At 73.0% G+C, this 14,238-nt stretch carries 16 protein-coding genes and 1 pseudogene; 10 read left to right on the top strand and 7 right to left on the bottom strand.

What is annotated here, in order from left to right; all coding sequences use genetic code 11:
- Window positions 1–26: 26 nt before the first annotated feature.
- Both ACGFIS_RS06810 and ACGFIS_RS06815 read left to right on the top strand, forming a co-directional pair.
- Complete coding sequence (locus ACGFIS_RS06810) at window positions 27–1,214, top strand: zinc-dependent alcohol dehydrogenase (protein ID WP_392908876.1); 1,188 nt, start codon at window positions 27–29, stop codon at window positions 1,212–1,214.
- A 99-nt stretch (window positions 1,215–1,313) separates the two neighbouring features.
- Window positions 1,314–1,700, top strand: coding sequence for a nuclear transport factor 2 family protein (locus ACGFIS_RS06815; RefSeq protein ID WP_392908878.1), 387 nt, complete (start codon window positions 1,314–1,316; stop codon window positions 1,698–1,700).
- Window positions 1,701–1,719: 19 nt separating this feature from the next.
- On the opposite strand, the gene ACGFIS_RS06820 is transcribed toward ACGFIS_RS06815, so the two are convergent.
- From ACGFIS_RS06820 to ACGFIS_RS06840, 5 genes are all read right to left on the bottom strand, one after another.
- On the bottom strand, window positions 1,720–1,917 hold the full coding sequence (locus tag ACGFIS_RS06820) for a hypothetical protein (protein ID WP_392908880.1): 198 nt from the start codon (window positions 1,915–1,917) through the stop codon (window positions 1,720–1,722).
- 32 nt (window positions 1,918–1,949) lie between these two features.
- On the bottom strand, window positions 1,950–3,233 hold the full coding sequence (locus ACGFIS_RS06825; RefSeq protein ID WP_392908882.1) for a PucR family transcriptional regulator: 1,284 nt from the start codon (window positions 3,231–3,233) through the stop codon (window positions 1,950–1,952).
- Between the two features lie 12 nt (window positions 3,234–3,245).
- A complete protein-coding gene (locus ACGFIS_RS06830; protein WP_392908884.1) occupies window positions 3,246–4,340 on the bottom strand; it encodes a polyprenyl synthetase family protein in 1,095 nt (364 codons plus the stop codon).
- A gap of 101 nt (window positions 4,341–4,441) precedes the next feature.
- Entirely contained in the window at window positions 4,442–4,852 is a 411-nt protein-coding gene (locus tag ACGFIS_RS06835; RefSeq protein WP_392908886.1) for a hypothetical protein, read from the bottom strand.
- A 7-nt stretch (window positions 4,853–4,859) separates the two neighbouring features.
- Entirely contained in the window at window positions 4,860–5,150 is a 291-nt protein-coding gene (locus tag ACGFIS_RS06840; protein WP_392909279.1) for a hypothetical protein, read from the bottom strand.
- A gap of 17 nt (window positions 5,151–5,167) precedes the next feature.
- Here ACGFIS_RS06840 and ACGFIS_RS06845 point away from each other — a divergent pair, with 17 nt between their 5' ends.
- Window positions 5,168–5,458, top strand: coding sequence for a hypothetical protein (locus tag ACGFIS_RS06845; protein ID WP_392970109.1), 291 nt, complete (start codon window positions 5,168–5,170; stop codon window positions 5,456–5,458).
- Here the strand turns inward: ACGFIS_RS06845 and ACGFIS_RS06850 are convergent.
- A pseudogene (locus ACGFIS_RS06850) lies at window positions 5,446–5,532 on the bottom strand (hypothetical protein); the annotation flags it as partial. The gene ACGFIS_RS06845 and the pseudogene ACGFIS_RS06850 overlap by 13 nt on opposite strands.
- A 663-nt stretch (window positions 5,533–6,195) precedes the next feature.
- Here ACGFIS_RS06850 and ACGFIS_RS06855 point away from each other — a divergent pair.
- The 4 genes from ACGFIS_RS06855 to ACGFIS_RS06870 all read left to right on the top strand — a co-directional run bounded on the left by ACGFIS_RS06855 (window position 6,196) and on the right by ACGFIS_RS06870 (window position 10,461).
- Window positions 6,196–7,482 carry a PucR family transcriptional regulator gene (locus ACGFIS_RS06855; protein WP_392908888.1) on the top strand — a complete coding sequence of 429 codons (1,287 nt, stop codon included), beginning with the start codon at window positions 6,196–6,198 and terminating at the stop codon, window positions 7,480–7,482.
- 130 nt (window positions 7,483–7,612) lie between these two features.
- Window positions 7,613–7,969, top strand: a complete 357-nt coding sequence (locus ACGFIS_RS06860; RefSeq protein WP_392908890.1) for a histone-like nucleoid-structuring protein Lsr2 — start codon at window positions 7,613–7,615, stop codon at window positions 7,967–7,969.
- Window positions 7,970–7,984: 15 nt separating this feature from the next.
- Entirely contained in the window at window positions 7,985–8,314 is a 330-nt protein-coding gene (locus tag ACGFIS_RS06865) for an Lsr2 family protein (RefSeq protein ID WP_392908892.1), read from the top strand.
- Window positions 8,315–8,583: 269 nt separating this feature from the next.
- Window positions 8,584–10,461, top strand: coding sequence for a potassium transporter TrkA (locus tag ACGFIS_RS06870; RefSeq protein WP_392969902.1), 1,878 nt, complete (start codon window positions 8,584–8,586; stop codon window positions 10,459–10,461).
- Window positions 10,462–10,482: 21 nt separating this feature from the next.
- On the opposite strand, the gene ACGFIS_RS06875 is transcribed toward ACGFIS_RS06870, so the two are convergent.
- Entirely contained in the window at window positions 10,483–11,442 is a 960-nt protein-coding gene (locus ACGFIS_RS06875; RefSeq protein WP_392908896.1) for an MBL fold metallo-hydrolase, read from the bottom strand.
- A 165-nt stretch (window positions 11,443–11,607) separates the two neighbouring features.
- Here ACGFIS_RS06875 and ACGFIS_RS06880 point away from each other — a divergent pair, with 165 nt between their 5' ends.
- Genes ACGFIS_RS06880 through ACGFIS_RS06890 form a run of 3 tightly spaced genes read left to right on the top strand, consistent with a single transcriptional unit; the run spans window position 11,608 to window position 14,238 of the window.
- Window positions 11,608–12,933, top strand: coding sequence for a hemolysin family protein (locus ACGFIS_RS06880; protein ID WP_392908898.1), 1,326 nt, complete (start codon window positions 11,608–11,610; stop codon window positions 12,931–12,933).
- Entirely contained in the window at window positions 12,930–13,946 is a 1,017-nt protein-coding gene (locus ACGFIS_RS06885; protein WP_392908900.1) for a hemolysin family protein, read from the top strand. Before ACGFIS_RS06880 ends, ACGFIS_RS06885 begins: the two co-directional genes overlap by 4 nt.
- Before the next feature lie 58 nt (window positions 13,947–14,004).
- On the top strand, window positions 14,005–14,238 hold the full coding sequence (locus tag ACGFIS_RS06890; protein ID WP_392908902.1) for a helix-turn-helix domain-containing protein: 234 nt from the start codon (window positions 14,005–14,007) through the stop codon (window positions 14,236–14,238).

Consider the following 14,238-nt stretch of genomic DNA (forward strand, 5'->3'; position numbering starts at 1 on the left):
CGGCCCCTGTGCTTGGAGGAACGACGATGAAGGCTGTCACCTGGCATGGCAAGCGCGACGTGCGGGTCGAGGACGTGCCCGATCCGGAGATCAAGGAGCCGGACGACGCGATCATCAGGGTGACCTCGTCCGGGATCTGCGGGTCGGACCTGCACCTGTACGAGGTGCTCGGCCCGTTCCTCAGTGAGGGCGACGTTCTCGGCCACGAGCCGATGGGCATCGTCGAGGAGACCGGTCCGGACGTCGCGCACATCCGGCCCGGCGACCGCGTCGTCATCCCGTTCAACATCTCCTGCGGCCGCTGCCACATGTGCGACATGCAGCTGTACGCCCAGTGCGAGACCACGCAGGTCCGCGAGCAGGGAATGGGCGCGGCGCTGTTCGGCTACACCAAGCTGTACGGGCAGGTGCCGGGCGGGCAGGCCGAGTACCTGCGGGTGCCGCAGGCGCATTTCGGGCCGATCAAGGTGCCGGAGGGCCCGCCGGACGAGCGGTTCGTGTACCTGTCGGACGTGCTGCCCACCGCGCGGCAGGCCGTGGACTGGGCCGCCATCCCGGAGGGCGGGACGGTCACCGTGCTCGGCCTCGGCCCGATCGGGCAGATGGCCGCCCGGATCGCCCGTCATCTGGGGCACCGGGTGATCGCCGTGGACTTCGTGCCCGAGCGGCTGGAGATGGCGCGGCGGCACGGCATCGAGGTGATCGACTCCGACGACGCCGACGACGTCCCCGACGCGGTCCGCCAGATCACCGGGGGCCGCGGCACCGACTCGGTGATCGACGCGGTCGGGATGGAGGCGCACGGCTCGCCGGGCGCCAAGTTCGCGCAGACCCTCACCGGGCTGATGCCCGGCAACACCGCGGCGCCACTGATGTCGCGCGTCGGGGTGGACCGGCTCGCCGCGCTCGGCACCGCGATCGAGGTCGTCCGGCGGAGCGGGACGATCGCCCTCATCGGCGTGTACGGGGGCATGACGGACCCGCTGCCGATGTTGCGGATGTTCGACAAGGGCGTGACGCTGCGGATGGGCCAGGCGCACGTCCGCCGCTGGGTCGACGAGCTGATGCCGCTGGTCACCGACGACTCCGACCCGCTCGGCGTGATGGACCTCGCGACGCACCGCTGGCCGCTGGCCGAGGCGCCGCGGGCGTACGAGATGTTCCAGAAGAAGCAGGACGGCGCGATCAAGGTGCTGCTCCGGCCGGCGGGCTGACGCGCCGCCCCGGTGATCGCGGACGGGACCCTCCCCCCTAGGATTTCCGGCACCCCGGGACGTCGCGGGGCCGATGATCCGACCCTGGAGGTGGGCCCGATGCACCCGTTCCGCGCGGCCATTGAGAAGGGCGACGTCGACGCCCTCCCGGCGCTGCTGGCCGAGGACGTCACGTTCCTCAGCCCGGTGGCGTTCGCGCCGTACGAGGGGCGCGCGATGGTGTCGGCGATCCTGCGCGCGGTGACCCGGGTGTTCGCGGACTTCCGGTACGTCAACGAGATCGGCGACGGCCGCGACCACGCGCTGATCTTCAAGGCGCGGGTCGGTGACCGGGAGGTGCACGGCTGCGACTTCCTGCACCACGACGACGACGGCCTCATCGACGAGTTCTGCGTCATGGTCCGGCCGCTGTCGGGGGCCAAGGCGCTCTCCGACGCGATGGCGGTGGAGTTCGAGGCCGTCAAGCGGGACATGGGCCTGGCCTGAGGGCGGTCCGCCCCTTCCGTCATCGGGCCAGCCCGAGGACGATGTAGCCCGCGAAGGACAGCGGCAGATACAGGGCCGGTGCGGTGCGCGGCCATCGCCGGTCCCGCCCGCGCCCGAATCTCCAGGCGGCCGCGGGCACGGCGAGCGGGGCCAGCGCGGCGAGGGTCCACCCGGCCGGCGCCCGCGACCAGGCCAGGAGCAGGCCCGCCGACAGCACCGGGACGGCAGGGGGAAGTCCATGGTGCCGCCTCAGGCGCTCAGCGGCGGGGGCAGGGACGTGTCCCCGGCGCGGCCTCCCCCATCACCGGCGCCGTCACCACCCGCGCCATCAACACCGGCGCCGTCACCACCGGCGCCGCCGTCGCCGCCGCTGCCGCCGTCCAGGCTCGTCAGGCGCGCCGAGGTGAGCGCCGCCCGGAACAGCTGGATGCCGCGCGCCGAACTCGGGTCGATGCCGGACAGGTCCCTGATGCGGTCCAGGCGGTAGTGGAGGGTGCGGCGGTGGATCCACAGCTCCCGCGCGGCCCGTTCCCGGTCGAGGTTGCAGGCGAGCAGGACCTCCAGGGTGCGGCGGAGGTCGGTGCCGGCGTCGAGCGGGGACAGCGCGGCGGCGAGCCGGCCGCGGATGCCGGGCTGCCCGAGGATGGCGAGCTCGACCAGCAGCTCGTCCGCCCGGTAGGGGCGGTCCTCGGCGTCGGGGATGGCCTTGACGAGCGTCAGCACCTGCGACGCCTCCTCCAGCGCCGCGGGGATGTCCTCAAGGCCGCCGAGGAGGGACGCGGCTGCGTGCACCGGTCCGCGCGTCCAGCCCGTGAGGACGGCCGTGAACTCGGCGGCACGGTCCTCGGCGCGCAGCGGGTCGGCGGCCGGCAACAACACCACGAGCCTGGACAGGTCACCGGAGTACAGGACGCCGTCCCATGCCTCCAGGCGTTCGCTCGTCCGCTCCCAGTGCGCGGCCGACGCGAGCGCCGGGGCCTCGCACAGCAGGACGAGGTAGGCGGGCGCCAGACGGACCCCGGCCGCGTCGGCGATGACGTCCGCGGGCGCGCCGTCGATCAGGGTCTCGGCCAGGAGGCGCCGCAGCGGCCGCGACCTGCTCCCCTCGCTGGGCGCCTCGGCGTAGCCGCGGATGCATCCCTCCCGCGCCCGCCCGGCGAGCCGCGCCGCACACGCCGTCAGCTCCGCCATCTCGGCGAAGCACCCGGCGGGCACGACCGTCCAGCAGCTCCGCGCCGCCGCGGCGAGCGCCAGGTCCCACGCCTCCGACAGCACCGGCAGCGGGATCGCCTGCCGCGCCGCCATGGCACCGAGGTCGCGGAAGCGCGCCAGATCGTCCTCGGGGAGCGGGTCGCCCGCCAGGACGAGGTCCAGCAGGCGGGCGCACGTCTCGCGGCGGCGGCCGAACATCGGGCCCGCCGCCCGCCTGATCGGCTGGTAGGCGGGATGGCCGTTCAGGGCCTCGCCGATCGCCGCGTCGAGCAGCGGGCAGTGCGCCGTGAGGATCTCCGGTAGTCCGCCGGAAGCGGTCATCGACGGTCCTTCCTACGCGACGGCCAGACGGAACCCGGGCATGTGGCCGACGGTCTCGTCGACCAGCCGGTGCAGTTCCCGGACACAGCCCGGCTCCCCGCCCAGCCGGTCGAGGTGGCCGTGGGCCCGCTCGATCAGGGGCGCGACGGAGCCCGCGTAGGAGTCGATGACCTCGTCGTCCAGCATCCAGGCGGTCAGCTCCGCGCGCGCGGAGCCGGAGTGGCGGGCCGCGGCGTGCAGGGCGAGCGCCGCCCGGCGCCGCCCGGCCGGCAGCGAGGCCAGCAGGTGGACGAGCAGGTACGTCGCCGTCCCGTTGGCGAGGTCCTCGTGCCGTCCGGAGGCGAGGTCGCGCTGGTCGTTCACGAGCTGGCGCAGCACGCCGAGCGCCCGGCCGAACGAGCGCCAGCCGGTGACGCGGCGGCCGTCCGCCCCGGCCAGGCACGCCGCCGACGCCGCGGCCATCGCGTACGGGGAGCCGGTCTTGCCCTCGTAACCGCGCAGGACCGACTCCGGGGTCGCCGCCGACACCGGTTCGGTGAGGTCGCGGAGCTGGCCGTCCACGGCGTCCAGCCAGCACCGCGACAGCTCGTCGCCGAGCGCGGCGCGGACTCCGCCGGTGACGGGCAGGTCCGCGACGAGCCGGCCGGGCAGGTGGCTTCCCACGGCCAGCGCGGTGAGCACCTTCTTGCCGACGGCGACGTTACCCGGGGACGGCGCGCCGGGCGTGTCGGTGAGGTCGTCGAGATAGCGGGCCGCCGCCCACCAGAGCAGGTGCACCACGGCGGCGAGGCGGGCCGGCCTCTGCTCCTCCAGCACCCACCCGCCGCCGATCAGCGGACGGGCATCGCCCTGATGACCGGTCTCGGCGGTGTGCACCAGCAGCGGCAGCGTGATCATGCCGTCCGTCCCGGCGCGCGATCCCTTGGCCCGGACGAGGTCGAAGAACTCCGTGAGGAACTCCGACATGGCGCCGCCGACCATCTCCCGGCCCTCGTCCAGGCCCATCGCGAGGCCCTCGGCGAGCACCTCGCACAGCCGCGCCATCTCCGCCTCGACCTCGGCGATCGCCCGTTCCTGGGCGGCCTTGCCGAACACTCCTTCGTCCACGTGCCAACTCCTCTGCTACTGCGGGGTGTGCCGGGCCGTGCCGGGGCCCGGTGGTTCGGGGGTACCGGTGATTCAGGGGTGCCGGTCCTCGCGCGCGCCGGTCACCGCACCGGACGCTCGTCCAGGATCCGGACCGTGCCGGCGCGCCCGTCCGGCTCGATCCAGGCACCGTCCGGGATACGGCCGGCGGCGCCGCCGACCGCGACGGCGGCGGGCACGCCCAGCAGCCGTCCCATGGAAGGGGCGCGAGCGATGCCGACGCGATGAGGAGGAGGCGGGCCAGGGCGTACGGGAGCAGGGTCCGCGCGTCGGCGGGTGCCGCGGCGGCGCTGCGGAAGGTCACCGGGGCCTCCAGGAGGAGCCGGCCCAGGTGGGCCGCCAGCAGGCCCACCGCGGCGAGAGGAGGCCGCCGTGTCCTCTCCCCCGGCGTGGCGGACGATCCCCGCGGTCAGCGCGCCCGCGCCCGCCGCGAACAGCAGGCGCGGCGCGAGCACCAGGAGCTTGTCGGTCATCGTCTCGTCACCGCGTCCTGGTCCGCGCGTACTGCTCCGGGTCCGCCGCGTACGCCTCGTAGGTCAGCGACCCCAGGTCGGCGCCGGTCACGGCGTCCGCCAGCGTCGCCCTGCAGTGGGAGCGGCGCCCCGGGACGTGCGCGATCGGCCAGCGCAGCAGGAGCGGGACGCCGCGGTCGATACGGCAGGGGATCTCCAGCCGCAGCGCCACCCACAGCAGCGTCGTGTCCATGGGCCTGCCGTGCTCCTCGTGCTCCAGCATCGCGGCGAACTGCCGTCCGGCCTCGACGATCTCCACGGGGCCGCGAACCGCGCATGCCCGCCGGGGCGCCGGGGGCGTCGTCGGCGAACGCGATGGAACCCGCGCACACCTCCTCGCCCGCCTGGCGCGCGGCGGCCGTCCACGCCCGGTTCGGGCCGGGGATGGCGCGGCAGGACAGCGTCGTGGCGCCGCGCAGCTCGCAGAAGCGGGTGAAGTCGAGTCCGGCGACCACCCGGCCGGGCGGCCGCCCGCGCGAACGGAGCGCGTCGGCGCGGACGGCCAGGTCGAGCAGGCCGCTGAACAGCAGCATCCCGGGAACGTGGTCGAGCGGATGGTCGAAGTAGAAGGGATCGGACTCGTCGACGACCAGCTCGCGGAATCGATCGATGACGGACGCGGCCATGCGCCCTCCCTCCATTTACTGACCCCTGGCTCCCCGCCGGCATGTGCCGAAAACGGCACCGGAAGCCCTTCTCGGTAAAGGCCGGAAAACCGGCGAGACGGCCGTCATCTTGCTACAGAAATGAGCACAGCTGAACTGCACTCCTGGGCAGTCCGGGCGGCGGGAGTCTTCCCAGACCGGCAACCCGGCGTCTCCCGGACACGCTCCGTGCAAGGGGGTCCCGCGCGAAAAGCGCATGTCAGCGTCCGCTTGCGGGAGGGGCCGGCCCGGCGGCACGGCGGCCCGGCGGCCGAAGCGCGCACGTCATCAGGCCGCAATGCGGGTCGTTACGCGAGCGTTTGTCCGCACCCGACGCGGCATTTTAGCCCGCCGGTCGCACAAGATATATTTTCAAACTATTGTTCCGTCACCCAGAAAACGGCGGATGCTGTGACCTTGCCCACAATTAATTGGCAGAATGCGGTCATGCGGCGGGGCGCGGCGCGGTGGCTCGCCGCACCGGGGGCCGTCCCCGGTCCGCCCCTTACTCACGATCACGCCGTCCGGGACGCGGGCTTGTCAGACGGCTGACAAATTCGGGCCCGCGGGATGAACGCCGGTGAGTGTCGCGACTCACTCTGCGTGCCTAGGTTGAGACGACCGAGCGTTAGGCCGGTTGCCAGGCCGAGGAGGTGCCCCGTGACGACGGCATACGAGGACGCGCACGCCGGATCGTCCGAACTGGACGGCCTGACGGAGGAGCCGTGGCGCGAAGTGCCCGCGGAGGAGGCCCGGTGGATGCGGCCCCATCTCCCCGACCTTCTCGGCCCCATGGTGCACGGCGTGCTGAGGCACGTCCCCGAGTACGACCGGCCGGGCGACACGGCCTACTCGCGGGTGGCCGAGGCTGCGGTCGCGCACGCCATGGAGCACTTCGTGCACATGATCGCCGACCCGGACGCCTCCTGGAAGGAGGTGTACCAGGTCTTCTTCGACGTGGGTTACGGCGAGGCCGTCGAGGGCCGCAGCCTGGAGCATCTGCAGAACGCGATGCGGGTCGGGTCGCGGCTCGCCTGGCGGCACCTGGCGGTGGAGGCCGAGCGGCTCGGCCGCCCCCGCGCGCTGATCAGCCTGCTCGCCGAGGCCAACTTCGCGTATCTGGACGCGCTGGCGTCCGCCGCGGCGCACGGCTACGCGCGGGCCAGGGAGAAGGCGGCCGGGGAGCGCGAGCAGCGCCGCGGCCGGCTGCTGACCCTGCTGCTGTCGGACCCGCCCGCGCCGCCCGAGGTCGCCCGCGAGCAGTCGGCCCGCGCGGGCTGGCCGCTGCCGAAACGGCTCGCGGTGATCGTGCTGCGGCCGCGTCCGGGCAGCGGCGGCGAGGGCCCGGCGGGGCTGCCGCCGTCGCTGCTGACGGGACTCGACCACGGCCGCCCCTGCCTGATCATGCCCGACCCCGACGGGCCGGGCAGGATCGACGAGCTGGCCGCGACGCTCGCGGGCTGGACCGGCGCGATCGGCCCGTCGGTCCCGGTGGACCAGGCCGGGACATCGCTGCTGTGGGCACGGCGCGCGCTGGAACTCGCGTCCGCCGCCGCCCCGGGCCGGGCCGGCGTGCGGCCGGGCACCCGGGGCGCCGGCCGGGGCGCGCGGCGCGGCGGGGTGCTCGTCCGGGCGGAGGAGCACCTGCCGGAACTCCTGCTGCGGGAGGGCGGGACGCTCGCCGCGATCGTGGCCTCGCGGCGGCTGGCGCCGCTGGACGAGGCCGGGCCCCGGCAGGGCCTGCGGCTCGCCGTGACCCTGCTGGAGTGCATGAAGCACGGATTCAACGCCACGGGCGCCGCCGACGTCCTGTGCGTGCACCCGCAGACCGTCCGCTACCGGCTGGCGCAGCTGCACGGCATGTTCGGGTTCGACATCGAGGACCCGGCGATCCGGCTGGAGATGATGCTGCTCCTGCACACCTGGATCGAGCGGCACGGCGCCTGATCCGCCCGCCATTCCCCTCGCCACTTCACGGCCACTTCCCCGCCGGGCGCGTCTTGACGTCATGCGGGGTCCCGGAATCCGCTACGGTCGGGATCGCCGCGCAGGCCAGGGGAAGGAAGACTGAAGACACATGGCCGAGAAGGTCATTAGGGTGGACGACATGGACGGCTCCGAAGGGGCCGATGTCGCAAAGCGGGACTTCGAAGTCCTGGACCGTACGTTCACGATCGACTTGAGCGATGACAACTTCAAGCGGCTGAACGAGACGCTGGACGCGCTCGCGCCCTTCATCGAGAACGCCGCCGAGGTGAAGCCCGCCGGGAAGGGACGCAAGTCCCGCACCGCGAAGATCAAGGGCTACACGAACGGCGATGTCCGCGAGTGGGCATTGCGAAGTGACATCGAAGTCTCTGAACGTGGCAAGATATCGGATGAGGTCTATGCTGCATTCATCGACGCACATCCGGACGCCAAGCCGGACGCATAGCTAGGGAGTCCCCGCATGGCACAGAAGGTCGAAGTCCTTCTCGTGGACGACATCGACGGCGGAGAGGCTGACGAGACCGTCAGCTTTTCCCTCGATGGGACCACTTACGAGATCGACCTGAGCAAGAAGAACGCCGCCAAGCTGCGCAACGGCCTGGAGCCGTTCGTGGCCGGTGCGCGCAAGGCGCGCAAGCCGACCGGCCGCGGTGGCCGCGCCGCCCGGACCGCGGGCAGCCGTGAGCGCTCCGCGGAGATTCGCGAGTGGGCGAAGAGCCGCGGCATCAAGGTCAATGAGCGGGGCCGTATCCCCGCCAATGTGATCGAGCAGTACGAGGCCGCGCACTAGCGGTCCTCCGCGTGGCCGGCGGCGTTCCGGCACGGCGCCAGGGGCCGGGGTGATGGAATTCTCATCACCCCGGCCTCTTGCGTGCGCAACGGGCAAATCGCCTTTCCGGCACGGCATTCGCCGGGGGCGCCTCACCCGGAAGCGGCCTGGCCCCCGAACGATCCTGATCCGGGGAGAATGCCGGAAATAGTACAAGGCAACACAATAGGCTGATCCCCGGGGAACGGCCGAGGGGGCAGATCCCGGGTAACGGCCGAGGGGGCAGACCGTTGAGACGCGCGACGCGATGGGACCGGGTCCGGTACTGGTTCGACAGGACCATGTCGAAGGGGACGCCCGCGCTCATCGGCTGGCTCGGTCTCGCCTCGGCCGGGCTGGTGCTCGTGGTGGCGACCACGGCGGTCGTCCTCACGCCGCGCGACAGCGACCACAACGGGAACTGGCCCGGCATGGTCTGGCGCAGCCTGCTGCGGACGCTGGACCCCGGCACGATGGGCGACGACACCGGCACCGGCCCGTTCCTGGCCCTGATGCTGGTCGCCACGATCGGCGGCATCTTCATCGTCAGCTCGCTGATCGGCGTGATCACCACCGGCCTCGAAGGCAAGATCGCCGAGCTGCGCAAGGGCCGGTCGCGGATCGTCGAGCACGGGCACACCGTGCTGCTCGGCTGGTCCGAGCAGGTCTTCACCGTGGTCGCCGAACTGGTGGAGGCCAACCAAAGCAAGCGCAGGTCGTGCGTGGCGATCCTCGCCGACCGCGACAAGGTGGAGATGGAGGACGCGATCCGGGACCGGGTGGGCGACCTCGGCCGCACCCGCATCGTGTGCCGCACCGGCGACCCGCTGAAGCTCGCCGACGTGGAGCTGGTCAGTCCCGGCACCGCCCGCTCCATCATGATCGTCACCCCGGAGGCCGACGACGCCGACACCCGGGTCATCAAGGTGCTGCTGTCGCTCGGCTCCCGGCCGTGGGGGCGGAGCCGCCCGCACGTGGTCGCCGCCGTCCACGACTCGGCGAACCTGCCCGCCGCCCGGCTCGCGGGCGGCGGCTCCGCACACGTGATCGACGCCGACGACGTCGCGATCCGGCTGATCGTCCAGTCGCACCGGCAGTCGGGCCTGTCGCAGGTCTGCACCGACCTGCTCGACTTCGCCGGCCACGAGTTCTACATGCGCCGCGAGCCGGACCTGGACGGGCGGACGTTCGGCGCGTCGCTGTCGGCCTACGACCTGGGCATCCCGTCGGGGCTGCGGCGCGCGGACGGGACCGTCCTGCTCAACCCGCCGATGGACACCGTCATCCGCGCCGACGACGAGATCATCGTGCTGGCCGAGGACGACCTGCTGATCCGGCTCGCGTCCGCGCCCCCGCCGCCGGTCCGGGAAGCGGCGATCACCACGGCGACCCCGCGCGAGCCGATCCCCGAGCGCACGCTGATGCTCGGCTGGAACCACCGCGCACCGAAGATCATCGAGCTGCTGGACGAGTTCCTCGCCTCGGGTTCGGCCCTGATGGTGGCCGCGCCGCGCGAGGACCCGACCGGGCGGCTGCGCCCGTGCACCGGCCTCAAGATCGGCTTCGTCCGGGCCGAGCCGACCGAGCGGCCGTCCCTGGAGTCCCTCGACGTCGGCTCCTACCAGCACGTCATCGTGCTGTCGGCGGAGGGGTTCGACCGCGAGCACGCCGACGCCCGCACGCTGGTCACGTTGCTGCACCTGCGCGACATGGAGGACGCCCTCGGTGACCCGTTCGCCATCGTCAGCGAGATCAACGACGACGCCAACCGGGAGATCGCGCAGGTCACCAAGGCCGACGACTTCGTGGTCAGCGAGAAGCTGATCAGCCTGATGCTGACGCAGCTCAGCGAGAACCGGCACCTGTACGACGTGTTCGTCGACCTGCTCGACCCGGCCGGCTCGGAGATCTACCTCAAGCCCGCCTGCGACTATCTGGCGCCGGGCGAGGAGGCCGACTTCGCGACGCTCATCGAGGCGGCGCGGCGGCGCGGCGAGATCGCGCTCGGCTACCGGCTGACCGCGCGGTTCCACGAGCCGCCCGCCTACGGGGTGGTGCTCAACCCGGACAAGACGGCGCCGCTCACGCTGTCGGCCGACGACCGCGTCATCGTGCTGGCCGAGAACTGATCCGCCGCCGCACGGGGACGCTCAGTCCTGCAGCCGTGCCCAGACCTCGCGGTCGCGGTCGGCCGTCCAGATCCTGGGGCGTTCGACGCCGTCCAGTTCGTCCCACAGGCGGGACACGTCGAACGGCAGGCAGTGCTCGAAGATCGGCCAGCGGCCGTAGGCGGGCGCCAGCGCGGCGTGGACGGCGGCGAAGGCCTCCTTGAGCGTGCCGCCGCCGTCGCGGACCCGGCCGGTCTCGCGCAGCATCGTGTCGAGGAAGTCGCGGGTCTGCCCGACGGCGGCGTGCGCGGCGTCCCGGCCGTGCGCGACGGCGCCGCGTCCGCCGACGAGCGTCTCGGCGCCGAACGAGTTCACGTGGTCGAGCGTGCCCGAAGCCCATTCGCGGTGGAACGCGTCACCGGTGTAGAGGGCGGCCTGCGTCTCCACGAGGTCGCCGGCGAACAGGATCCGGTGCCGGGGCAGCCACGCCACGATGTCGCCCTCGGTGTGGCCGCGCCCGCAGTACGCCAGGTCGAGGTCGCCGCGGTCGCCGCCGAGGTCGATGGTGAGCGTGCTGGAGAACGTCACGGACGGCCAGGTGAGCCCGGGGATGCCGTCCGGCTCCCTGAAGAGCCGGGGCATCCGCCCGTACTCCGACTCCCAGTCCTGCCTGCCGCGTTCGGCGATCAGCGAGCGGGTCAGGTCGTGCGCGATGACCACCGGGGCGCCGAACGCGCTTGCGCCCAGCGTCCGGACGGCGTGGTAGTGCGACAGGACGAGGTAGCGAATCGGCTTGTCGGTGTGCGCGCGCAGGACGGTGAGCCAGTCGCGGGCCGCCGCGGGTGTGGCGAGGGCCTCGAAGCAGACGAGGAAGTCCTCGCCCTCGATGGCGCCGACGTTGGGGTCCCCCTCGGCCGTGAGCGCGTACACCCCGTCGGCCAGGACCTCCAGCGTCTGCGTCTTGTCGCCCAGATCCGCGGACGACGCGAACGGTCTGGGCATCGGCGCCCCCTCGCATCCGTGTCCGCGGCATCCGCGCGGGCAGTTTCCACTCGTCCAGGGTTCATTCCACACAGTGCGGTCGATAACCGCCCCGGAATCGCGGGGAAGACCGCGCGGGCGGGGTAAGGAGATCTTGGACGTGTCGGGCGGCGGAGGGAGGGCGGGGTGGACGCCGCGCTCGGGCTGCTGGCCGTCCTGCTGCTGACCGTCGCCACCGGGTACTTCGTGGCGCAGGAGTTCGCGTTCGTCACCGCGGACCGCCCGGTCCTCGACCAGCGCGCCGCGGAGGGCGACCGGTCGGCCGCGCGGGCGCTGCGGGTGATGGGGCGGCTGTCGTTCATGCTGTCGGGCGCCCAGCTGGGCATCACGGTCACCGCACTGGTGGTGGGGTTCATCGCCAAGCCGGCGCTCGCCGACCTGATCGCCCCGGCGCTGGGCGCGGGCGGGGTACCGGACGCGGCGACCGGCACCGTCGCGGTGGCGCTCGGGTTCGCGCTGGCCACCGTGATCCAGATGGTGCTGGGCGAGCTGTTCCCCAAGAACCTGGCGCTCGCGAGGGCGGAGCGGCTGGCCCGCGCGCTGGCCGCGTCCACCGCCGTCTACCTGATGGTGGCCGGGCCGCTGATCCGGCTGTTCGACGCGTCCGCGAACCGGCTCGTCCGCGCGGTGGGCATCGAGCCCGTGGAGGAGCTGCACCACGGCGCGACGCTGGAGGAGCTCGGGCGCATGATCGGCGAGTCCGGCGAGAAGCTCCAGGAGGGGCACGCCGACCTGCTGGAGCGTGCGCTGGCGTTCTCCGACCTGGACGCGGAGGAGGTCATGGTCCCGCGCGTCGACGTGGTGACCGTGTCCGCGTCGGCGTCCGCCGCCGAGCTGGACGACGTCATCTCCGCGAGCGGGCACTCCCGCTACCCGGTCGTCGGTGAGAGCGTCGACGACGTCGTCGGGGTGGTCGGGCTGGAGGAGCTGATCCTGCTCGGCCCGGAGGACACCGGCCGGACCGCGGTCCGCGACATCGTCAGGGCGCCGCTGCTGCTGCCGTCGTCGCTGCCGCTGCCGGAGGTGGTGCTGCGGCTGCAGAGCGCCGCCGCGTCGCTGGCCTGCGTGGTCGACGAGTACGGCGGCTTCGCCGGAATCCTCACCTGGGAGGACGTCGCGGAGGAGCTGGTCGGGGAGATCGCCGACGAGAACGAGCCCGACGACGACCTCGTGATCCGGACCGGCGAATGGTGGACGACCGACGCCGGGCTGCGGATGGACGAGGTCGCCCACGAGACCGGCATCGAGCTGCCCGAGGGCGACTACGAGACCGTCGCGGGCCTGCTGCTGAAGCGGCTCGGCCGGGTGGCCGAGCCCGGGGACGTGGTCACCGTGGACCTTCCGCCGACGCGGCTGGACGAGCCGCCCCGCACCGCGGTGGTCGAGGTCCTGACCGTCCACCGGCACGTGCCGGAGCTGATCCGTGTCCGCACCGTCGAGGAGGGCCGGTGAGCCTCGCCCTCGGCGCGCTCGTCACCCTGGCGCTGCTTGCCGGCAACGGCTTCTTCGTCGCCACCGAGTTCGCGCTGGTGGCGGCCAGGCGGCCCCGCCTGGAACGGGCGGCCGCGCGCGGCGGCCGGGGCGCGTCCGCCGCGATCGCCGGGATCGACGAACTGTCGCTGACCCTCGCCGGGGCGCAGCTCGGCATCACGATGTGCTCGCTCGGTCTCGGCCTGGTCTCCGAGCCGGTGTTCGCCGCGACCCTCACACCGCTGGTCCACGCCGCGGGACTGCCGGACGGGGCGGCGCACGCGGTCGCGTTCGTCATCGCCCTGGCGGTGGTGACGTTCCTGCACATGGTGGTCGGCGAGATGGCGCCGAAGTCGTGGGCGATCACCGACCCGGAACGCTCGGCGGTCCTGCTGGGCCTGCCGTTCCGCGCGTTCACCGCGGCCGCCCGCCCCGTCCTGGCCGCCCTGAACGGCGCGACGAACCTGATGCTGCGCATGATCGGCATCGAGCCGGCCGATTCGCGGGAGGTGTCGCGGACGCCGGAGCAGCTGCGCAGCATCGCGCAGGACTCGCGGCGGCTCGGACTGATCGAGGAGACCGAGCTGGCGCTCCTCACCAACGCGCTGGACGCGCCTCGCGCTCCGCTGACCGGTCTGGTCGTGCCGATCTCGGACATCGTGTCCGTCCCCGCCGCGGCGACACCGCAGGAGGTCATCGACACCGCCGTCCGGACCGGAAGCCTCCGGATCATGCTGCGGGGCTCGGGGCGGCAGGCCGCCCGCATGGTGCACGTCCGCGACGCCTACCTGGCCCGTGCGCGCGGCCGCGGCACCCCCGCCCGCGAGCTCGCGCACCCGGTGCCGGCGGTGCCGGTCGACACGCCGGTCGGCGAGGCCGTCGCCATGCTGAAGGCGCACCACAGCCACCTCGGCCTGGCCGTGGCCCCGGACGGCCGCATCGCCGGCCTGATCACCCTCGACGACCTCCTCACCACCTTGTTGACCGTCCGCTGACACACACTCGGCGTCAACGTTGGTTGACATGCACCCGATGCCAACCTACATTGACAGTATGAGCGATGGAGTGAAGCTCGCCCAGGAGGCGAGCAGCCGGGACCCCGCGGTCGGGCTGCGGGCCGTGCGCGCGCTGCGCGAACTGGCCGAACGGCTGGAGGCCCTCCAGGTCGCCGGCGCCCGCGACCAGGGCTGGTCCTGGCAGGAGATCGCGGTCTGCCTCGGTGTGAGCAGGCAGGCCGTCCACAAGAAGCACGGCGGCGGCCGCCGCCTTCTCAAGAAGGAGCAGTGA

The sequence above is a fragment of the Spirillospora sp. NPDC048824 genome (assembly GCF_043198455.1).
Classification (GTDB): Bacteria; Actinomycetota; Actinomycetes; order Streptosporangiales; family Streptosporangiaceae; genus Spirillospora.

Coding starts and splice junctions, on each gene's coding strand:
- ACGFIS_RS06810 (WP_392908876.1), top strand. CDS start 27: ATGAAGGCTGTCACCTGGCATGGCAAGCGCGACGTGCGGGTCGAGGAC.
- ACGFIS_RS06815 (WP_392908878.1), top strand. CDS start 1,314: ATGCACCCGTTCCGCGCGGCCATTGAGAAGGGCGACGTCGACGCCCTC.
- ACGFIS_RS06825 (WP_392908882.1), bottom strand. CDS start 3,233: ATGACCGCTTCCGGCGGACTACCGGAGATCCTCACGGCGCACTGCCCG.
- ACGFIS_RS06835 (WP_392908886.1), bottom strand. CDS start 4,852: ATGACCGACAAGCTCCTGGTGCTCGCGCCGCGCCTGCTGTTCGCGGCG.
- ACGFIS_RS06845 (WP_392970109.1), top strand. CDS start 5,168: ATGCCCGCCGGGGCGCCGGGGGCGTCGTCGGCGAACGCGATGGAACCC.
- ACGFIS_RS06860 (WP_392908890.1), top strand. CDS start 7,613: ATGGCCGAGAAGGTCATTAGGGTGGACGACATGGACGGCTCCGAAGGG.
- ACGFIS_RS06865 (WP_392908892.1), top strand. CDS start 7,985: ATGGCACAGAAGGTCGAAGTCCTTCTCGTGGACGACATCGACGGCGGA.
- ACGFIS_RS06875 (WP_392908896.1), bottom strand. CDS start 11,442: ATGCCCAGACCGTTCGCGTCGTCCGCGGATCTGGGCGACAAGACGCAG.
- ACGFIS_RS06890 (WP_392908902.1), top strand. CDS start 14,005: ATGAGCGATGGAGTGAAGCTCGCCCAGGAGGCGAGCAGCCGGGACCCC.